Genomic DNA, 18,538 nt, shown 5'->3' with positions numbered 1-18,538 from the left:
CCCTCCCGGTCGCTGTTTACACAACATTAACAAACACGCACCTCAGCGTAAACGCAGCTGTGCGCGACGTTCCTTTTATTCGCGGTTTCCCCACGGAACATCAGCGACTTTCCGGTCTATTCCACTGATCCCGAGCGGGGTTGCGGAGGGACCGATTGCCTCAAGTGCCACAAAACCGCACTCTGCAGAGAGGCAAGTCACGAGTGTCCGCCAGGAGTGATCCGGATGATGACAGAGCGCGGCGAGGGCATCGACCATCTGCGTCGGTTGGCCGCCCAGTTGGAGGCGCACGCCTTCCAGGTGCGTCTGAGGTCGGCCGCGGGGCTTTATCCACGGCTGCATGTGATCAACCCCATGGCCCCGGCCAGGACCGAGGACGTGCTCGCCGCCCACGAGGAGGACGGCGAGTGGTGGTTCTGGCTGTCCTGGGCGGGGCGCATCGGCCACGCGGAGGACGTCGCGACGGCCGCGGAACGTGTGGCCAGTGTTCTTCATGTGATACGGAGATAGGTGATTCTTGGGCCTGGCATGGGTAACACCCGGTGATCAAGCCCAGAATGGAGCGGCACCGTGAAAAGGATCCTGGTCGTGCAACGTCCGCGTCCGCCCCGTGAGCCGGTGCCGCTCGATCTGCGCAGCCCCTCGGGTCGTACGCTCCCCTTCTGACGATCCCGGCGATCCGCATCGGGTCGCGCCTCCCCCTTGGGAACGGTTGGCGAAGAGACCTTCCCGCCGTCCCCAAGGGGAGGTCAAGGGGCACGATCCTCCGTCGCTTACGGGGTTGCAAGAGGCTTTCAAGTGTTCTGCAGGTGGTTCGTTAGACCTTGTGACCATGAACAGCGCCCCTTTCGCTTTCAGTGTCAGCGTGATCGTCCCCGCCATGAACGAGGCGGAGAACCTCCCCCACGTCTTCGCGACCCTGCCGTCCTGGATCGACGAGGTGATCCTGGTCGACGGCAACTCCACCGACGACACGGTGGCCGTGGCCAAGTCCCTGCGCCCGGGGCTGCGCGTCGTCACGCAGACCCGCAAGGGCAAGGGCAACGCTCTCACCGAGGGTTTCGCCGCCGCGACCGGTGACATCATCGTCATGATCGACGCCGACGGGTCCACCGACGGCCGGGAGATCCACGCCTTCGTGACCGCGTTGGTCGAGGGCGCCGACTTCGCCAAGGGGTCCCGCTGTGCCCCCGGCGGAGGCTCGGACGACATCAGCCCGATCCGCTCGCTCGGCAACACGATGCTGACCAAGATGACCAACCGGCTGTACGGCACCCGCTACACCGACCTGTGTTACGGCTACAACGCCTTCTGGGCCCGCCACCTCGACGCCCTGGACCTCGACTGCGACGGCTTCGAGATCGAGACCCTGATGAACATCCGCGCCGCCCAGGCCGGTCTCGTCATCCGCGAGGTCCCCAGCCACGAGCGCAGCCGCATCCACGGCGCCAGCAACCTGCACGCCGTCCGCGACGGCCTGCGGGTGCTCCGCACCATCCTCCGCGAGCGCGAGGGACGCGTCGGCGGCCTCCGGCTGCAGGAGCACGCCACCCACGCCACCGTCTGACCCGCGAAGGACTCCGGTGCGATCAAGGCGAACCGCGTCCCGGCAGGCGGCGGGAGAGCGGAACGGGTGCGGGGCCGCCGCGAGGGCCTCAGGCCACCTCGAGGGCGTCGGCCACGGAGGGGAGCACCTCGAACACCTGGATCAGGCCGGCGAGGTGGAGGCGTCTGGCCAGGTTGCCCTGGACGCCGGTGAGGATGACCCGTACCTCCCGGTTCAGGCCCTGGTGGCGGACCTGGAGCAGCTCGCCGATCCCGGAGGAGTCGCAGAAGGTCAGGGCGGACAGGTCGAGGATCAGTATCGGCGAGGGCAGGGAGTCCCATGCCCTGCCCATCTCCTCGCGCAGCACGGACGTGTGGTAGTGATCGAGCTCTCCACTCGCGCGCACGACGAGCGTCGTACCGTGCAGCCCGGAGGTGACGGTGAAAACCGACTCCGGCTCATCTCCCACGAACATGACCAACCCTCTGACCGACCCTTTGCCCAAGCAACCATAACTGTCTCATACGGTGCGGATCGCCCCGTGTGGTGAGGCGTGGCCGCTCACGTCGGCTTGGGAAAGGCCTCCACCGCCTCTTCGACCGTGCGCCGGGTGTCGAACAGGTCGGCCACCCCCAGGCGGCTCAGCCGTTGTCTCATCACGGTCGAGGGGCCGACGAGGACGAGCGAGCCCGCGACCCGGCGGACGCGGGTGAGGGCGTACATGAGCACGCCGTATCCGGTGGAGTCGCAGAAGGTGACCTCGGTGAGATCGATCACCAGGCGCGGGTGGTCGGTCGCCCCCAGCGCGGCGTCGGCCTGCTCCTTCAGCAGCGGGGAGGACCCGTAGTCCAGTGCCCCCACCGCGTGCAGGGCGGTGAAATAGCTGTGCTTGTCGGCCCGAACGCGAAATCTCGCGTCCTCCTCAGCCTTCGACATCGGCATCCTCTCCCGCCTACGTCCCCGGTGCCCCAGCCAGGCGGTTCTAATCATCGCGGGCACGGCCGGACGACGGAGGCATGGGGAACAATGGTGACATGGTGAAAGCGCGCCCGTTGGCGATCCTGGTCTTCGGAGCGCTCCTGATCGCCGCGTGCGGTGCGGCTCCGGCCGAGCCCACCGCGCCCACCGCGCCCACCGCGACCCCGGCACCGGGCGGTACGGCCTCGCCGGGCCCCCTTCCCCCGAGTTCCAACTCCCCGGATCCCGCGTCGCCGGCCCCCTCGGCGAGCCCGGTGGCGACCGGGGCGGCCGCCGCGTCCGCCGAGTGGGCGGCCGTGGGGGGCGCGAGGCTGTCGGGCGGCACGGCGCTGCTCGACGTGGCGGCGACCGGGCCCCGCGACGCCTGGGCCGTCGGATACCAGGACGGCGCCGAGGACCGGGAGGGCACGCCCGCCGTCCTGCGCTGGAACGGGAGCCGCTGGCGGGAGATGCCGCTGGGCGAGGGCGCCGGCGCCCACCGCCTGGAGGGGGTCGGCGCGGCCGGGCCCGGCGACGTGTGGGTGGTGGGCAACGGCCCGGCCGCGTTCGCCGCGCACTGGAACGGGCGGGCCTGGGCCCCGCACCGGCCCTTCGGGGTCGCCGAGGACTACCGGCTCGCGGACGTCGCGGCGAGCGGCGGCGACGCGTGGTTCGCCGCGAACGGCCCCTCCGGCGCGGTCGTCCTGGAGTGGGCGGGCGGCGAGTTCCGCAACGCGCTGAGCACCGGGGGCACCCTTGAGGCGATCACCTCCGGGGACGGCCACGTCTGGGCCGTGGGGACGAGCGAGACCGGGACCCCGCTGGTCTGGCACGGCACGGCCGGATCGTGGGAGAGCCAGGAGACGCCCCCGGTCCCCGGTGGCCGTCTCAGCCGGGTCTGGCAGGTCTCGCCGTCGGAGGTGTGGGCGGTCGGGCAGGTCTCCGCCGCCCCGGCGACCCGGCCGGGGAGCGAGCCCGGGCCGAGCGCCCAGGCGGGCGGCGAGGGAACGCGGCCGCTCGTCATGCGCTGGGACGGCACCCGCTGGACGCGGGTCGAGGTGCCGGTCTCCCGGGGGAGCCTGCACGGGGTCACCGCCTCCGGCCCCGGCGACCTGTGGATCAGCGGCGTCGACGCCGACCACGCCGGGCAGGTGCTCATCCTCCACTTCGACGGCACCACCTGGTCACGCGAGTACGGCCCGCTGTTCCGTACCTACACCAGCACCCAGCAGTACGACGAGACCGACGACGTCGGCGGGACCGGCCTGACCCGGGTGCCGGGCACCGGGACGCTGTGGGCGGTGGGCTCGGTCGGCGTGGGCGACGACGAGAAGGCCTTCGTGCTCCGCCGCTGATCCCGTCGCCTCCACGGTCCACACTCCACGGTCCACACTTCACGGCCCATTCCACGGCCCATTCCACGGCCCGCTCCGCGACCTGCCCCGCCGCCGCGATCACGGCCCCGCCGCCTGCCGCGCCGCGCCGAAAACGCCTGCCGCGCGGTGCCGAGGTCGCCTCCTGCGCGGTACCGAGATCGCCTCCGCGCGACGCCGAGGTCGCGGATTTGGAACACACGGTGTCCCTGCCGGAAACATGAGCCGCTTACTGTGCGGACATGGCGGACTTTACCCACCAAACGCCACGACAGAGCCCTCGACGACACGGCCGGGACAGCGGAGGTCAGACCTCCGGCCCGGACACCGCCCACATCCGCGCGCTCACGTGATCCCGGAACCCCTGACTTCACCCCAGACCTACACGCGCTTGGTAAAAAATCAGTGAAAAAGTCGGTCAGGTGACGTAGTCTCTCTCAAACTCCAACAAAGAGGGAGTATGACATGAAAAAGGTTCTTATCCTCCAAAAGCCCCGGCCGCCCCGGAAACCCATCGCCCTCGACCTCCGTACGCCCTCAGGACGGGCGCTTCCCTTCTGAGAGGAAGAGCCGGTTGACGAACCAGAGGGCCACCCCGATCACGAGCAGCACCGCCGCGCGGACGTAGACGTCCACGCCCCTGCCGGTGACGGGAAGCGCCAGGACGAAGCAGACCACCGCCCCCAGGACCGGCATCCAGCTCGGCGCCCGGAAGTGATCGTGGTCCACCCGGTCCTTGCGGAGGACCAGCACGGCCACGTTGACCAGCGTGAAGACGCACAGCAACAGCAGCACCGTGGTGTCGGCCAGGCCGCCCACGTCGCCGGTGGCGACCAGCACCGCCGCGACGCCCACGGTGAAGACGATGGCCACCCACGGGGTGGACCGCGTCGAATGGACCGACGCGAAGACGCGCGGCACGATCCCCTCACGCGCCATGCCGTACACCAGGCGCGAGGCCATGAGCATGTTGATCAGCGCGGTGTTGCCCACCGCGAGCAGCGCGATCAGGGCGAACAGCTTGGGCGGGAACGCCAGCCCGGCGACCTTGACGACCTCCAGCAGCGGGCCGGACGAGTCCGTCAGCGTCTTGGTGTCGACCAGCATGGTCGCCGTGAACGCGACTCCCAAATAGATGATCGCCGCGATGGTCAGGCCGCCGAAGAGCGCGCGGGGGAAGTCTCGTTGCGGGTCCTTGGCCTCCTCGGCGAGGTTGACCGAGTCCTCGAAGCCGAGCAGCGCGTAGAAGGCGAGGGCCGTGCCGCCCAGGACGCCGAGGAAGGCGCCGTTGGCCGGGTGGAACTCCAGGGCCCGTGACGGATCGCCGTCGCCGGACAGCAGGGCGAAGATCCCGATCGCGATGATGACGAGCAGGCCGAACGCCTCGATGATCGTCAGCACCACGTTGACCTTGATGGACTCGGAGATCCCGGCGAAGTTCACCAGCGTGACCAGGCCGAGGAAGAGGAACGCCCCGACGACGACCGGCAGCGTGACGAACTCCCCGAGGTAGTCGCCGCCGAAGGCCCGCGCGGCCGCGCTCGCCGAGGTGATCCCGCTCATCAGCACCGCGAACGCCACAATGAAGGTGACAAAGGGAATGTTGAACGCTTTGTTCGCGTAAAGCGCGGCACCGGCCGCTTGAGGATATTTGCCGACAAGTTCGGCGTAGGCGGTCGCCGTCAGGGCCGCCAGCACGAAGGACACCAGGAAGGGCACCCACAGGGCTCCGCCGACGTGCCCGGCGACCTTCCCGACCAGGGCGTAGATCCCCGCGCCGAGGATGTCGCCCACCACGAACAGAAGGAGCACCTTGCGCCCGATGACCCGCTTGAGCGAGTGCTGACCGGAACCGGGATCGACGATCGCCTCAGCCATACCCCGCCCTTACCCGCAGCGGGGGCGAAATCACGTCAGGTCACACGAGTCACTGTTGTAAGTGCTGTGAAAGTGATCCGCAAGGAACCCTGCCTACAGTTCCAACTGTCACGAAATGCAATGAAAGGCAGAAATGTTCCGCGCCCTCTCCTCCCGCCGCCTCGCCGTCACCGCCGCGGGAATCGCTCTCATATCGATGACCGCCGCCTGTGGCGCGTCGTCCGCCAACAGCGCGGTCTGCACCGACGGCGCGTGGTCGAAGCCCTTCACGGACTTCACCACCGCCGTGGCGGGGAGCACCGGCGACCTCGCCAAGTACAACGACGCCACCGCCAAGCTCGCCGCCGACCTCAAGGCGCTGGCGGGCACGGCCGACGGCGACGTGGCCACCGCCCTCACCGACCTCGCCACGACGTTCGAGTCGGTCAAGATCGACCCGAACGACCCCACCGCGGCCGCCACGGCCCTGGGATCGCTCACGACGAAGGCCCAGGAGGCGAGCACCAAGCTCGCCGAGGCCTGCTCCTGAGCGTTCCGGCGGACTCGTGCCCCTGGTGACAGGAGGCACTCCCGGTACGGCCGCCGCCCCGCCTGCGGGGGGCAGTGCGGCGCGGCGGCCGTACCGACCATCTCCACTGAGTTCCACCGAGTTCCACCGAGGCCCCTGCCACCGCACGGCAGGGGCCTCGCGCGTTCTCCCCGCCCTCGCACCGCGCGCCCGGGGGCGGGACGACGTACGGTGCCGTCTCAGGTCTCAGGTCTCAGGTCTCAGGTCTCACCTCGCACCGCGCGCCGCGCGCCCGGGGGCGGGACGCGTCAGGTCCTGGCGGCGCGGGCCTGCTCGTAGCAGCGTTCGAAGCCTTCGAGCACCACGGGCCAGGAGCTGCGGACGGGCTCGGTCTCCCGGTTGTTCGCCGCGATCGACTCGCGCAGCTCGCGGTCGCGGACCAGCCTGGCCACCGACGCGACCAGGTCGTCGAAACTCCCCCCGAGCAGCCCCTCCTTGCCTGGCCGTACGAAGTCGGCCACCCCGCTCTGCGCGCGCGCCACCACCGGCACCCCCGCGGCCCTCGCCTCCAGCGCGGCCAGCCCGAAGGACTCGCGGGGCGCGGGAGCGACGAACACGTCCGTCGAGGCGAGCAGCTCGCGGATCTGGTCGCGGCTGTAGCGGCCGGGAAGCGAGACCCAGCCGGTCATGCCGTTCGCCCTCAGGTAGCGCTCCATCCGCGGCCGGGCCGGGCCGTCCCCGACGACGGTCGCCCGCATCGGCGTCTCCCCCGGCACCTGGGCACGCGCCTCCCGCAGGAGCCTCAGCAACTTGACCGGCTGCTTGCGGGGCGCGAGCCGCCCCACCGCGACGACGTGCACCGGCTCCGGCCGTACGAGATCGGCGGAGGGCGGGGGGTGGGGCGGCGAGCGCCAGCCGGAGAGGTCCAGGCCGTTGGAGACCACGTGCACCGGCACGCCCGGCCCGGCCACCGCGCGGATCGGCAGCGCGGCCGCCTCGCTCACCGCGGTGCCCACCAGCCCCCAGCGGTGCCACCCCGACAGCAGCCGCAGACCCCGGTAGAGCGCCCGCGTGACCGGGTCCCACATGCTGTGCACGGTGACGACCACGGGCAGGCCCGCGCGGGTCGCCGCCCGCACGCCCATCCAGGCGAACGGCGAGACCGCGCCCGTGTGCACGTGCACCACGTCGGGACGCCGCGCCCTCACCAGACGGAGCAGGTGACCCACCCCGAACGGATGGACCGGCAGGTCGAACGGTAGTCTCGCGACGATCCTGTGCACCCCGGGCAGGCTCTCACCCGGGGTGGCGGTCGCCACCTCGACCTGGTGGCCCGCCTCCCGCTGCGTCCGGACCAGATCGGCGACCTGCACCTCGATCCCACCGAGACGCGGCAGGTAACAGTCACTGATGTGGAGGATCCTCACCGTGCCAGCGTAGACCCGCGTGAGATCATGCCTGCGTGCCCCGTGAGGGCGCGTCCGAGTCGCGCGAACGGAGTGAGCCTGATCAGCAGCGTCAAGACAGCAGTGTTCTTCCATGCCCATCCCGACGACGAGGCCCTGCTCACCGCGGGCACCATGGCGATGCTCGCCGCCGAGGGCCACCGGGTGGTGCTCGTCGTGGCGACCTCGGGAGAGCGGGGCCAGGCCGACCTCGAACCCGGTGAGGCGCTGGGCGCCGCCCGCATGGCCGAGCTGTACAAGTCGGCGGCGGCACTCGGCTGCGCCCGCGTGGTGAACCTCGGCTACGGCGACTCCGGGCTCGCGCCCGGCGGCGGGGTCGCCGACGACCGGCCCGACGACGCCTTCATCGACGCCGACGCCGAGGAGGCCGCCCGGCGGCTCGCCGGCATCCTCACCGAGGAGCGGGCCGACCTGCTGACGACCTACGACCCGGCGGGCGGCTACGGCCACCCCGACCACGTCCAGGTGCACCGGGTCGGCGGCCGGGCGGCCGAGATCGCGAGGACCCCGATCGTGCTGGAGGCCACCGTCAACCGCGACCCCCTGCTGCGGGGGCTGCGGCTCGCCAGGAGGTTCTACCCGCAGCTCGACATCCGGGCCTTCGAGCGGGCGTACTCCCCCGGCGAGGTGATCACCCACCGGGTCGCCGTGCGGCGCTTCGCCCGCCAGAAGCGGGCGAGCATGGCCGCCCACGCCTCCCAGGCCACCGGCGCCGACACCCGCACGCTCGGGGTGATGCTCAAGATCCCCCAGCCGCTGTACGGTCTCGTCTTCGGCACCGAGTGGTACGTCCGCCGGGACGCCCCCCTGGGCTCCCGGCTGAGGCATCCCTTCGAAGTTCCTCCCAAAGGATGAGATCGGGAGCGGCAGACTTGTCCGGGGGTGCCGGATGAGGAGCGGGCGGGTCGGGTTCGGATGAAGAGCAGGTTGTTCCAGGTCGGGCTGTCGGTCGTGTCGCTCGCACTCGCCGCCACGCTCGTGTTCTTCATGCCCCAGGTCGTCGCGGCCCTGACGGGCAAGCACGTCTCCTGGGCGCAGATCGGCGCGCAGTTCGCCGCGCTGAGCGGCCAGGAGATCGCGCTGATGGCCGTCGTCTGGCTGCTCAGCCTCCTCGCGTACACGTTCGTGCTGACCGCCTCCCTCCCCGGGCTCACCCACCTGCAGGCGCTGACGCTGAACGCGAGCGGCAGCGCGGTGAGCAACCTGCTGCCCTTCGGCGGCGCGGCCGGGGTGGCGATGACGTTCGCGATGGCCAAGAGCTGGGGTTTCACCGCGCGGGCCGTCGTGGTCTCCACGCTGACCACCGGCGTCTGGAACACCCTGTTCCGCTTCCTGCTGCCCGCGGCGGGCATCGTGGCCCTGCTGTTCAGCGGGGAGCCGCTCAGCCCCTCGGTGACCCGGGCGGGCTGGGCGGGTGTGCTGTCCATCCTCGTGCTGGTCGCCGTGGTGACCGTCGCCCTCTACTGGGACCGCGCCGCGAACGTCCTGGGCCGCGGCCTCGACGCCCTGACCCGCGTGCTCCCCCGCCGGATCCGTCCCGGCGAGCACGCCGCCTCCGAGGCGCTGGTCAAGCTGCGGGCCGACACCTCCGAGGTCGTACGGAGCCGCTGGGCCGGGCTCACGCTGGGCATGCTCTTCTTCCTCGGCTTCCAGTGGCTCATCCTCGTCGTCTGCCTGCACGCGACCGGCGCCTATCCCGGCCTGGCGCAGTCGATCGCCGCCTTCGCCCTGTCCCGGGTGTTGACCACGGCTTTGGTGACTCCCAGCGGTACGGGGATAATGGAGGCCGGAACCATCGGCGCGCTGGTCTTCTTCGGTGCTCCGCTGGACTCCGCCACCGCCGCCGCCCTGCTTTTCGGGTTCTGGACCTACACTGTCGAAATCCCCTTCGGCGGGCTGGCGCTGGGGGCGTGGACGTTCCTGCGCAGGCGTGAGAACGCCGCTCCGGCCCCTGAAAAGGAGTCGATCAGCCGCTAGATTGGGAAATACCTTGTATGCGATTGGAAGGCCCACATAGCGTGGCGGCTGACATGGTGGCTTTCCGAGTTCTCGGCCCGGTCGAGGCGCATTCCGGTGAGGACGAGCTCGACCTGGGCGGGCTTCGTCAACGTGCGGTCCTGGCACGCCTGCTCGTCGCACGCGGCCAGGTCGTCCCCGTCGACTCCCTGCTGTACGACCTGTGGGACGACGACGCGGCCAAGGGCGCCCAGTCGGGTCTCCAGGTCTACATCTCCCGGCTGCGCAGGGTCCTGGAGCCGGGCCGTCCGCGCGGGGGCCCCAACCGGCTGCTGGTGACCGTCGCCTCCGGCTACGCGCTGCGCGCCGCCCCCGACCAGGTCGACGCGCTCCGCTTCGAGACGCTGGTCCGCACCGCCGGGGAGCACCTGGAGGGCGACGACCCCGCCTCCGCGCGAGCCCGCCTGGAGAAGGCCCTGGGCCTGTGGCGCGGGACCCCGTACTCCGACTTCGCCGACCAGCCGTGGGCCGAGGCCGAGGTCAACCGGCTCACCGAGCTGCGCCTGGTCGCCCGCGAGCGGCACGCCGACAGCGGCCTGCGGATGGGGCTGCCCGCCGAGTCGGTGCCCGACCTGGAGGCGCTCACCACCGAGCACCCGCTCCGCGAGGAGGGCTGGCGGCTGCTCGCCCTGGGCCTGTACCGCTGCGGGCGGCAGGGCGACGCGCTCGCGGCGCTGCGCCGGGCGCGCACGATCCTCTCCGACGAGCTGGGCATCGACCCGGGCCCGGCGCTGCGCAAGCTGGAGTCCGACATCCTGTCCCAGGATCCCGGCCTGCAGCTCGCCGCCCCGCCGCCGTCCAGGCAGCGCCAGCAGGTGGCCGCGGAGACCTGGCCGCCCAGGCCCACGGTGGCCCAGGTGGAGCTTCCCCCGCTGGAGCCCGAGCCGTTCGTCGGCCGCGACGCCGAGCTGGGCAGGCTCACCACCGCCGCGGCCAGGACCGGCCGGTTCACCGTCGCGGTCATCAGCGGCGACGCGGGCGCGGGCAAGACCACCCTGGTGCGCCAGCTCATCAGGCGGCTGTCCGACGACGGGTGGGGCATCTCCTCCGGCGCGTGCCCCGACAGCAGCGCCACGCCTCCCGGCTGGGCCTGGGTGGAGATCCTGCGCACCCTGGTGAACGCGGCCGGGCCCGGCGAGTACGCCTCGCTGCTGGCGCCGCTCCTCGACGACGCGGCCCCCGAGCCCGACGACGACCAGGCCTCCGGCGGGTTCCGGCTGCACCGGGCGGTGGGCGGCTACCTCGCCGCCGTCGCCAAGGAGACGCCGATCCTGCTCACCCTGGAGGACCTGCACTGGGCCGACGACCAGACGCTTGCGCTGCTCCGCGCGCTGCCGAGCCTGCTCGCCACCAGCCGGGTGCTGCTCGTGGTGACCTGCCGCGACAGCGAGCTGAGCGACCAGCAGGCCGACGTGCTGGCCGCGCTGGCCAGGCTCGGTCCCGTCCGGGTCGGCCTCACCGGGCTCGACACCAAGGCGGTGGCCGAGCTGGTCAGGGCGACCTGCGTGCGCGAGGTCGACGAGGACGCGGTCAACAGCATCGTCGAGCGCACCGGCGGCAACCCCTTCTTCGTCCGCGAGACGGTGCGCCTGCTCGACGCCGAGGCGGTGAGCGACCGCGCGACGGCCGCCGAGGTGATCTCCGGCGTGCCCTCCGGCGTCCGCGACGTGCTGCGCAGGCGGATCTCCCGGCTGCCCACGACCGCCCAGCAGATCCTGCTGCAGGCCGCGGTGATCGGCCGCGACGTGGATGTGGACGTGCTGGTCGACGTCTCGGGCGACGAGGAGGCCGTGGTCGACGCGGTGGAGGCGGCGCTGCTCGCCGGCCTGGTCACCGAGCCGGGTCCGGGCATGCTCCGCTTCGACCACGACCTGGTCCGCGACACCCTGTACTCCGACGCCTCCCGGCTGCGCCGCTCCCGGCTGCACGCCGCGGTGGCCTCGGTGATCGAGCGCAGGAACCCCGGCGACGTGGCCGCGCTGGCCCACCACTACGACTCGGCGGGCACCAGCGAGACCGCCGGCAAGACGGTGCACTACGCCGGGCTCGCCGCCGAGCAGGCCGAGCGGCGCTTCGCCCACCGCGAGGCGGCCACGCTGTGGGAGCAGGCCATCGTCGCCTTCGACAGGTCGGGCATCACCCACACGCCCGACAGCACCAGGGAGCGGCTGCTGCTGACCCTGCGGCTGATCAAGGCTCTGGCGCTCTGCGGGGACATGGCCGCGGCCCGCAGGCGGCGGCGCGAGGCGATGGACGCGGCGCTGCCGCTGGGCAACCTGGAGCTCACCGCCCGGGTGGCCGCCTCGCTCGCGGTGCCGCACAAGGGCATGGCCCGCGACTTCACGCGCACCGCCTGGGAGATCGTCGACGTCGCCGAGCAGGCGCTGGTCGAGCTGCCCGCCGGTGAGCAGTCGCTGCGGGCGAGCCTGCTCGCCACGCTCGCCCTGGAGCTGGAGGGGTCGGCCACCCCCCGGGGCGAGCAGGCCTCGCTGGAGGCCGAGGAGCTGGCCCGGCGCTCCGGTGACCCCGCCCTGCTGGCGACCGCGCTGAGCGGGCGGCTGCGCCAGTCGTACGGGATCACCCCGGTGGGCGAGCGCGAGGTCATCGGCAGGGAGCTGCTGGAGGTCGGCAAGACGACCGGGCAGATCTCGGTGCAGGCGCTGGCCCACCTGGTGCTGATGGAGTGCGCGGCCGCCTCGGGCGCGTTCGCCGAAGCCGACGCGCACGTGGCCGCCGCCGAGAGGATGGCCAGGCAGTACGGCCTGTCCGCGCCCGCCGCCGTGGTCGCCTGGTACGCCGGGCAGCGCCTGATGATCGCCGGTGACTTCGCCGGGGCGGAGCGCGCCTACCGCGACGCCGCCCGGCTGACCGCCAAGGCCGGGATGCTGGAGGGCCGCCAGGACCTGCCGCTGATCACCACGTTCTGCCTGCACCTGGTGAACGGGCAGGCCGCCGAGATGGTCGAGCCGCTGGCCGAGGCGCACCAGCGCGGGGCCAAGTGGACCCTCGACGCCTACGCGGTGGCCCTCGCCTCGGCGGGCCACCACCGCGACGCGCGGGCCGTGATCGCGGTGAAGACACCGGTGCGCCCCGACTTCCTCTACGAGCTGGCGATGATCTGGCGGGCCCTGGCGGGCATGCTGCTGGACGACCGGGAGCGGATGATCGAGGCGTACGACACGCTGAAGCCGTTCGCCGACCGGATCGCGGGCGCCGGGACCGGGGTGGTGGCGCTCTGGCCGGTCGCCCTCACCCTGGGCGACCTGGCGCTGCGGCTGGGCTTCGCCGACGCGGTGAAGCCGCACTACGAGAACGCCCTCGCGGTGGCCGAGCGGGTCGGCGTGGGCCGGTGGGTGGAGGCGGCGCAGCGCTCCCTCGGCGGCTGAGCCCTTCCGGGGGCCGGGAAAAGCCCGGGAGCGGGCGGGTCAGCAGCCGACGAGGAACTTCTCGCTGCGCAGCGGGGCGTCGCCGGAGACCGACAGCACGACGCGGTACCAGCCGGGGTTGTCGACGATCCTGGGCTGCCACTCGACGGTCTGGCTCTCGCCGCCGAAACCGGAGCCGGTGCCCAGGTAGGTCTGCCAGCGGCGGGTGCCGGGGCTCCAGCGCTCCAGGTGCCAGCCGTAGGAGACGGCGGCCCGGGGGTCGGCGTTGTCGACGACGCTCCGCGCCTGGTAGAGCCTGTCGCAGGGACCGAGCGCGTCGAGGGCGGTGACGGTGACCGCGCCGCGGGTCGCGGCCTTCTCCGTGACGGTGTCCGTGACCTTGCCCGTGGCCTTGTCCTCGGTTTTGTCCGTGACTGTGCCCGTGGCCTTGTCGGCGGTCTCGTCCGTGGTTTTCTTCGAGGTCTCGTCCGCGGCGGGAACCCGGCCCGCGGCGGAGACCCGCTCCGTGGCCGGCATCGACCGCGACGACAGCTCCACCGTCCGTACCGGCTCCTGCGCCGCCGCACCGGCCGGGACCTGGGCGGGGGTGCCGTACGTGGCCTCGACCCCCAGGTATGCTCCGGCGAAGGCGAGGGTGGCGACGAGCAACTTGACGGCGCTCGCGGTTCCACTCGCCATCACCGGCGCCACACTGCTACGCGGACTCATGACAGACACCTTTCTTCGTTACACCCCAGGTGTACGCCACGGTTCTTGCTCCGGAGTTGACGTCCGCTTGCAGCCGGGGTACCCAACAGGGGCTCCGCCATGCCGGTTCAGGTAAGCCTGCCCTAATATCGAGTCAAAGCAGGTGGAACGACCGTGGTGGTGATGTTCAGAGTGCGACCTGTTGTGGCGGGCATCCCCGACCCGGCCTCCGCGTCCTTCCTGGGCATGCCCCTGTGGCTCTGGGTGATCGTCGGCGGCGTGGCCCTGTTCGGCGCGTTCCAGGCCTACTACTGGATCGGCCACGTCCTGGGCTCCAGGCTCTACACCTCGCGCCTGGGCGCCAAGATCGGCCAGGAGAACATCACCCGGGTCGAGAACGTCGTCAGGAAGTGGGGCGCGCTCGCCGTCTACGCCTGCTTCTGGGTGCCGGGGCTGCGCCACACGCTGCCCTGGGTGGCCGGGGTGCTGCGGATCTCCTATCCCTGGTACGTCGTGGCCAGCGCGCTCGGCTGCCTGACCTGGGTGCCGGTGACCTCGTTCGGCCTGTATTCGGTGATCTGGGGCTGGCTGGGGCTCGCCGCCCGGTCACCGCTCCTGGCGGGCCTGGCCGCGCTGGTCGCGGTCGCGGTGATCGCCGGGTTCGTCCGCCGGCGCCGCCGCCGGGCCGCCCGCCGCGAGGCGGAGAGACCGGCCGCCGCGGCCTGAGACGACCGGCTCGACGAGCCGGCGGGCCTCGGAGCGGTGTCCGAGCGGATCCTGGCCGAACCGCGAGACGATCTCGGCCGGGTGGTGTTCGTTCGAAGCCCGCCGGCGGTGGAGCGCCCCGGTGAGAGCGTTCGCGGCCTCGGCGCCGGTCATCGCGGGCGGCCGACGTGCAGAGCCTCCCGCTCCCAGCGGTGTCGTGGTTGTGCGTGCAGCCGCCAGTAGTGCCCGGCGATGTCGTCCGGGTCGAAGTCGGTGCCGGGGGCGACCGGACCGGCCACGGTGACGCTCGCCACGTGCACCCCGGAGGGTCCGTACTCCTGGTCGAGCAGGGTAACCAGGGTGCGGACGCCCGCCTTGCCCAGCGAGAGGCTCACGTATCGCGGCTCGGGCTCGGGCATGCCGCCCGTGACGAGGAACGTCCCGCCGCCGCGTGCCGCCATCGCGGGCGCGACATGGGCGGCGGCGTTGAGCGCGCCGACCACGTTCACCGCCCATGCCTCCATGTGGGCGCGCACCGACAGCTCGCCCGGGGCGTCGGCCTGGATGATCGCCGCGTTGTACACGACGACGTCCGGCACGCCGTGCTCGCCGACGGCCCTGTCGAGCGCGGCGTTCAACGCGTCCTGGTCGGCGCTGTCGGCCTCCACCGTGACGATCGGGACACCACGGGGAGCGACCGCCTCGGCCACGGCACGCAGCGTCCGCCCGCTCCGGGCGATCAGCGTGATCGACAGCCCCTCCCCGGCGAAACGGCGGGCCACGGCCTGCCCGATCCCCGGCCCCGCACCAATGATCACCGCACTCGGCATCGACATCTCCTCATTTTTCGTGATCAGCGATACTTGGGACCGTAAAGCGTCACATCTATGTGAAGGTCAAGCGAGAGGAACCGGATGCGGATCGGCGACCTGGCCCGCGAGACCGGGGTGCACAGGCGGCTGTTGCGCTACTACGAGGAGCAGGGCCTGCTCAGGCCGGTCCGGCTGTTCAACGGCTACCGCGAGTACACCGAGACGGACGTCGCGACGGTGCGCCACATCCGCGCCATGCTCGCCGCCGGGCTTCCCACCGCGGTCATCGCCCGGGTCCTGCACTGCGTCCACGACGACGGCGAACTGATGGTGCCGTCCGGCTGCCCGGTCTTCGTCGAGGACCTGCGGCGCGAACGCGCCCGCATCGCCGAGACGATCGCCCAGCTCCGCAGCTCCCAGGAAATACTGGACGCGATCCTCGACGCGGCGCTGCGGCAGGCGGCAGGCGGCACACGGGCCACGTGAACCCGTCCGGTGATGCGGCACACGGCCACGTGAACCCGTCCAGTGATGCGGCACACGGGCTACGTGAGCCCGGCCGGTGATGCGGCACACGGGCCGCGTGAACCCGTCCGGTGATCGAGCGCCGGCTCCGGCGCGACCGGCCTTCGTGGTCGCGCACTCCCGCACGCCCCGGCACCACCGGCCCTCTCCTTCGCGTCCGCCCACGGCACCGATGTCAACTTTTCCATAGCCAAACCGCCAACTTCCGCATATCAACGGTGGCCTCTGTCAGCATGGCTCGCATGCATCACGGGGGAACACGCCTCACAGCCCGCGCCGCGCTGGTCACCGCGGTCACCCTGGCCACCGTGTCTCCGGTGCCCGCCCTGGCCGCGGGGACCTCGGCACCCGCGCTGACCGGCAGGTCTCCGGCGCACGCCCCGGCCACCGGGGCCACGGCGGCGACGGTGTCCGCCCTGACCGTCTTGACCGCCGCGCCGCCCGCGCCCCGCGCGCCCGTCCTCACCGCGGCGCCCGGCGCGCTCTCCTTCACCCCCGCCTCCGCCACGCCAGCCGCACCCGCCGCCGGGCGGCGAGCCTCCGTGCCCTCGGTGCCGGGACGGGCCGCGTACCTGTACGACGCGGGCACGGGAACGATCCACCTGAGCAAGCAGGCGGGGAAGCGGATGCCGGTGGCCAGCCTGACCAAGGTGATGACGGCGTACGTCGTCCTCAGGGAGGCGAAGCCGACCGACACCGTCACGATCCAGGCGGCGGACGTACGGCACGCGGCGACGAACGGCGCGACCCACGCCTCCCTGCGCGCCGGGGAGCGGCTGACCGTCAGGGACCTGCTCTACGCGGTCATGCTCCCCTCGGGGGCGGACGCCTCCCATGCCCTGGCCCGCGTCTACGGTCCCGGCAACGCGGCGTTCGTGGCGAAGATGAACGCCACGGCCCGCTCGATGGGACTGGTCGACACCCGTTACGCCAGTGCCGACGGCCTGCCGAAGCCTGCTCCCGGCTACTCCACCGCCCTGGACCAGGCGAAGCTGGCCGACCTCGCGCTACGCGACCCGCTGCTGCGGATCATCGCGTCCACCAGGCGCCACGTCGTGGCCAAGTCCAAGGTGCACCGGGCGCACTCCTGGACCAACTCCAACAAGCTGCTCGGCAAGACGCCCGGGGTGATGGGCCTGAAGACCGGTTACACCAGCGCCGCCGGATACTGCCTGTCCTTCGCCGCCGACCGCGACGGCCACCGGCTCGTCGGCGTCATCCTCGGCGAGTCCAACGCCGACCGGCGCTTCCAGAGCGCGACGCGGCTCCTCGACTGGGCGAGCGAGCAGACCGCGCCCGAGCAGACCGTGCCCGAGCTGTGAGGACCGGGCTGTGAGGACCAAGCTCTGAGAACGGAGCTGTGAGAACGGAGCGGCGTGCTCCCGGTTCCGAGGCATGCCGGACGTGAATCCGGAGGGCGCGTGACCCGGGCCCCCGGCCGCGCCGCCGTCCCCGCGCGCGGGAATCCGGCCGAACTCTGAGAGAGTTTGTTCCACACGTCGAGAGGAGTTGGACGGGTGGAACCCGATGGGGAGCTGAAACACCCCAGCCTGGTCGAGCTTTCGATGCGACGGCTCCGTCACGAGATCCTCTCCGGCGCCCTCGCGCCGGGCGAGCGGCTGATCGAGGAGCAGCTCACCCAGCGGTTCGGCATCAGCCGGGCGCCGCTGCGCGAGGCGCTGCGGTCACTCGGGCAGCAGGGGCTGGTGGAGCACCTGCCCCGGCGGGGAGCCCGCGTCACCGAGCTGACCAGGGACGACGTGGACGAGCTGTTCGGGCTGCGCGACGTGCTCGAACGCTACGCGGTCGAGACCGCGCTGCCGCTCTCCGGCACCCACGGCATGACCGCGCTGACCGTGCTCGCCGAGGCGCTGGAGGGCATGGCGTCGGCGGTCCGGCTGGACGACCCGCTCAGCGAGAACGAGGCGCACCGGCGCTTCCACGTCGCCCTCGTCGCGCTGGCGGGCCACCGCCAGCTGCTGATGGCGTACGAGCCCGTCATCCTGAAGCTGCAGCTCTACATGGCCGCGAACCTGCGCAGGGAGGCCGAGCAGCGGGCCCCGTCCGAGGGGGTGGAGCGGCACCGGCGGCTCTTCGAGGCCATCGCGTCCGGTGACCCGGCCACCGCGCTCGACGCCCTGTCCCGGCACGGGGCACGCACCTACATCGGCTGACCACCTGACCTGGGGTTCTTCGAGGGATTTCTCCGGAAGACACCGGGAAAGGTCTTCACGGGAGACTCGGGAGACTCGGGCGGGGCCGGAGACGGTCGTCACAGGAGGAGGGCAACGCCATGCGCGTCGAACGGCTCGATCATCTCGTTCTCACGGTGGCCGACATCGAGGCCACCGTCGACTTCTACGTGCGGGTCCTCGGGATGACACCGGTCACCTTCCAGGGTGGGCGCAGGGCCCTGTCCTTCGGGCAGCAGAAGATCAACCTGCATCGGGCGGGCAAGGAGTTCGAGCCCAAGGCCGAACGTCCCACGCCGGGCAGCGCGGACCTGTGCCTCGTCGTCGGCACGCCCCTCGATCGCGTGGTGGCCGAGCTGGCCGCCGCGGGGGTCGCGGTGGAGGAGGGACCGGTCGGCCGCACCGGCGCCCTGGGCCCGATGGTCAGCGTCTACGTCCGCGATCCCGACGGGAACCTGGTCGAGCTCAGCGACTATCCCGGCTGAGC

The 18,538-nt window shown here is 71.8% G+C and carries 18 protein-coding genes; 12 read left to right on the top strand and 6 right to left on the bottom strand.

Annotated elements, in window-relative coordinates; all coding sequences use genetic code 11:
* The first annotated feature begins 225 nt into the window (after positions 1 to 225).
* Positions 226 to 510 carry a hypothetical protein gene (locus ABT053_RS08480; RefSeq protein ID WP_350968244.1) on the top strand — a complete coding sequence of 95 codons (285 nt, stop codon included), beginning with the start codon at positions 226 to 228 and terminating at the stop codon, positions 508 to 510.
* Positions 511 to 832: 322 nt separating this feature from the next.
* Positions 833 to 1,567: a glycosyltransferase family 2 protein gene (locus ABT053_RS08475; RefSeq protein ID WP_350968243.1), complete on the top strand. Its 735-nt coding sequence runs from the start codon at positions 833 to 835 to the stop codon at positions 1,565 to 1,567.
* A gap of 88 nt (positions 1,568 to 1,655) precedes the next feature.
* Here the strand turns inward: ABT053_RS08475 and ABT053_RS08470 are convergent, their stop codons facing one another.
* Together ABT053_RS08470 and ABT053_RS08465 are read right to left on the bottom strand one after the other, a co-directional pair.
* On the bottom strand, positions 1,656 to 2,021 hold the full coding sequence (locus ABT053_RS08470) for an STAS domain-containing protein (RefSeq protein ID WP_350968242.1): 366 nt from the start codon (positions 2,019 to 2,021) through the stop codon (positions 1,656 to 1,658).
* Positions 2,022 to 2,107: 86 nt separating this feature from the next.
* Positions 2,108 to 2,482 carry an STAS domain-containing protein gene (locus tag ABT053_RS08465; protein ID WP_350968241.1) on the bottom strand — a complete coding sequence of 125 codons (375 nt, stop codon included), beginning with the start codon at positions 2,480 to 2,482 and terminating at the stop codon, positions 2,108 to 2,110.
* Between the two features lie 98 nt (positions 2,483 to 2,580).
* On the opposite strand from ABT053_RS08465, the gene ABT053_RS08460 reads away from it, so the two are divergent.
* Positions 2,581 to 3,858 carry a hypothetical protein gene (locus ABT053_RS08460; RefSeq protein ID WP_350968240.1) on the top strand — a complete coding sequence of 426 codons (1,278 nt, stop codon included), beginning with the start codon at positions 2,581 to 2,583 and terminating at the stop codon, positions 3,856 to 3,858.
* A 555-nt stretch (positions 3,859 to 4,413) separates the two neighbouring features.
* Here the strand turns inward: ABT053_RS08460 and ABT053_RS08455 are convergent.
* A complete protein-coding gene (locus tag ABT053_RS08455; RefSeq protein ID WP_350968239.1) occupies positions 4,414 to 5,754 on the bottom strand; it encodes an APC family permease in 1,341 nt (446 codons plus the stop codon).
* Positions 5,755 to 5,887: 133 nt separating this feature from the next.
* Between ABT053_RS08455 and ABT053_RS08450 the strand changes: the two genes are divergently transcribed.
* Entirely contained in the window at positions 5,888 to 6,283 is a 396-nt protein-coding gene (locus ABT053_RS08450; RefSeq protein WP_350968238.1) for a DUF8711 family protein, read from the top strand.
* A 287-nt stretch (positions 6,284 to 6,570) separates the two neighbouring features.
* Here the strand turns inward: ABT053_RS08450 and ABT053_RS08445 are convergent, their stop codons facing one another.
* A complete protein-coding gene (locus tag ABT053_RS08445; RefSeq protein ID WP_350968237.1) occupies positions 6,571 to 7,689 on the bottom strand; it encodes a glycosyltransferase family 4 protein in 1,119 nt (372 codons plus the stop codon).
* Between the two features lie 72 nt (positions 7,690 to 7,761).
* On the opposite strand from ABT053_RS08445, the gene ABT053_RS08440 reads away from it, so the two are divergent.
* The 3 genes from ABT053_RS08440 to ABT053_RS08430 are packed head-to-tail and all read left to right on the top strand — an operon-like array spanning position 7,762 to position 13,130.
* The gene (locus ABT053_RS08440) at positions 7,762 to 8,583 is read left to right on the top strand and encodes a PIG-L deacetylase family protein (protein WP_350968236.1); all 822 of its coding nucleotides are present in this window, start codon (positions 7,762 to 7,764) and stop codon (positions 8,581 to 8,583) included.
* Between the two features lie 60 nt (positions 8,584 to 8,643).
* Positions 8,644 to 9,705, top strand: a complete 1,062-nt coding sequence (locus ABT053_RS08435) for a lysylphosphatidylglycerol synthase domain-containing protein (protein WP_350968235.1) — start codon at positions 8,644 to 8,646, stop codon at positions 9,703 to 9,705.
* A 53-nt stretch (positions 9,706 to 9,758) separates the two neighbouring features.
* The gene (locus ABT053_RS08430; RefSeq protein WP_350968234.1) at positions 9,759 to 13,130 is read left to right on the top strand and encodes an ATP-binding protein; all 3,372 of its coding nucleotides are present in this window, start codon (positions 9,759 to 9,761) and stop codon (positions 13,128 to 13,130) included.
* A gap of 39 nt (positions 13,131 to 13,169) precedes the next feature.
* Here the strand turns inward: ABT053_RS08430 and ABT053_RS08425 are convergent, their stop codons facing one another.
* Positions 13,170 to 13,838 (bottom strand): hypothetical protein, encoded by a 669-nt coding sequence (locus tag ABT053_RS08425; protein WP_350968233.1) that lies wholly within the window; start codon positions 13,836 to 13,838, stop codon positions 13,170 to 13,172.
* A 162-nt stretch (positions 13,839 to 14,000) separates the two neighbouring features.
* On the opposite strand from ABT053_RS08425, the gene ABT053_RS08420 reads away from it, so the two are divergent.
* Complete coding sequence (locus tag ABT053_RS08420) at positions 14,001 to 14,543, top strand: DedA family protein (protein ID WP_350968232.1); 543 nt, start codon at positions 14,001 to 14,003, stop codon at positions 14,541 to 14,543.
* 149 nt (positions 14,544 to 14,692) lie between these two features.
* Here ABT053_RS08420 and ABT053_RS08415 read toward each other — a convergent pair whose 3' ends face one another.
* Entirely contained in the window at positions 14,693 to 15,358 is a 666-nt protein-coding gene (locus ABT053_RS08415; protein ID WP_350968231.1) for an SDR family NAD(P)-dependent oxidoreductase, read from the bottom strand.
* Between the two features lie 78 nt (positions 15,359 to 15,436).
* On the opposite strand from ABT053_RS08415, the gene ABT053_RS08410 reads away from it, so the two are divergent.
* From ABT053_RS08410 to ABT053_RS08395, 4 genes are all read left to right on the top strand, one after another.
* Positions 15,437 to 15,820 carry a MerR family transcriptional regulator gene (locus tag ABT053_RS08410; RefSeq protein WP_350968230.1) on the top strand — a complete coding sequence of 128 codons (384 nt, stop codon included), beginning with the start codon at positions 15,437 to 15,439 and terminating at the stop codon, positions 15,818 to 15,820.
* A gap of 281 nt (positions 15,821 to 16,101) precedes the next feature.
* The gene (locus ABT053_RS08405; protein WP_350968229.1) at positions 16,102 to 17,181 is read left to right on the top strand and encodes a D-alanyl-D-alanine carboxypeptidase family protein; all 1,080 of its coding nucleotides are present in this window, start codon (positions 16,102 to 16,104) and stop codon (positions 17,179 to 17,181) included.
* A gap of 195 nt (positions 17,182 to 17,376) precedes the next feature.
* On the top strand, positions 17,377 to 18,033 hold the full coding sequence (locus ABT053_RS08400) for a GntR family transcriptional regulator (RefSeq protein ID WP_350968228.1): 657 nt from the start codon (positions 17,377 to 17,379) through the stop codon (positions 18,031 to 18,033).
* Between the two features lie 119 nt (positions 18,034 to 18,152).
* Positions 18,153 to 18,536 carry a VOC family protein gene (locus tag ABT053_RS08395; RefSeq protein WP_350968227.1) on the top strand — a complete coding sequence of 128 codons (384 nt, stop codon included), beginning with the start codon at positions 18,153 to 18,155 and terminating at the stop codon, positions 18,534 to 18,536.
* The last annotated feature ends 2 nt before the right edge of the window (positions 18,537 to 18,538 follow it).

This window comes from Streptosporangium sp. NPDC002524 (assembly GCF_040295985.1).
Taxonomy (GTDB): Bacteria; Actinomycetota; Actinomycetes; order Streptosporangiales; family Streptosporangiaceae; genus Streptosporangium.
This window is presented reverse-complemented; position numbering and strand designations above follow the sequence as displayed.

What these genes read in the sequence shown, in the direction of transcription:
- ABT053_RS08480 (WP_350968244.1), top strand. Translation starts at nt 226, where the DNA reads ATGATGACAGAGCGCGGCGAGGGCATCGACCATCTGCGTCGGTTGGCC.
- ABT053_RS08475 (WP_350968243.1), top strand. Translation starts at nt 833, where the DNA reads ATGAACAGCGCCCCTTTCGCTTTCAGTGTCAGCGTGATCGTCCCCGCC.
- ABT053_RS08470 (WP_350968242.1), bottom strand. Translation starts at nt 2,021, where the DNA reads ATGTTCGTGGGAGATGAGCCGGAGTCGGTTTTCACCGTCACCTCCGGG.
- ABT053_RS08465 (WP_350968241.1), bottom strand. Translation starts at nt 2,482, where the DNA reads ATGTCGAAGGCTGAGGAGGACGCGAGATTTCGCGTTCGGGCCGACAAG.
- ABT053_RS08460 (WP_350968240.1), top strand. Translation starts at nt 2,581, where the DNA reads ATGGTGAAAGCGCGCCCGTTGGCGATCCTGGTCTTCGGAGCGCTCCTG.
- ABT053_RS08455 (WP_350968239.1), bottom strand. Translation starts at nt 5,754, where the DNA reads ATGGCTGAGGCGATCGTCGATCCCGGTTCCGGTCAGCACTCGCTCAAG.
- ABT053_RS08450 (WP_350968238.1), top strand. Translation starts at nt 5,888, where the DNA reads ATGTTCCGCGCCCTCTCCTCCCGCCGCCTCGCCGTCACCGCCGCGGGA.
- ABT053_RS08435 (WP_350968235.1), top strand. Translation starts at nt 8,644, where the DNA reads ATGAAGAGCAGGTTGTTCCAGGTCGGGCTGTCGGTCGTGTCGCTCGCA.
- ABT053_RS08430 (WP_350968234.1), top strand. Translation starts at nt 9,759, where the DNA reads ATGGTGGCTTTCCGAGTTCTCGGCCCGGTCGAGGCGCATTCCGGTGAG.
- ABT053_RS08425 (WP_350968233.1), bottom strand. Translation starts at nt 13,838, where the DNA reads ATGAGTCCGCGTAGCAGTGTGGCGCCGGTGATGGCGAGTGGAACCGCG.
- ABT053_RS08420 (WP_350968232.1), top strand. Translation starts at nt 14,001, where the DNA reads ATGTTCAGAGTGCGACCTGTTGTGGCGGGCATCCCCGACCCGGCCTCC.
- ABT053_RS08415 (WP_350968231.1), bottom strand. Translation starts at nt 15,358, where the DNA reads ATGTCGATGCCGAGTGCGGTGATCATTGGTGCGGGGCCGGGGATCGGG.
- ABT053_RS08410 (WP_350968230.1), top strand. Translation starts at nt 15,437, where the DNA reads ATGCGGATCGGCGACCTGGCCCGCGAGACCGGGGTGCACAGGCGGCTG.
- ABT053_RS08405 (WP_350968229.1), top strand. Translation starts at nt 16,102, where the DNA reads ATGCATCACGGGGGAACACGCCTCACAGCCCGCGCCGCGCTGGTCACC.
- ABT053_RS08395 (WP_350968227.1), top strand. Translation starts at nt 18,153, where the DNA reads ATGCGCGTCGAACGGCTCGATCATCTCGTTCTCACGGTGGCCGACATC.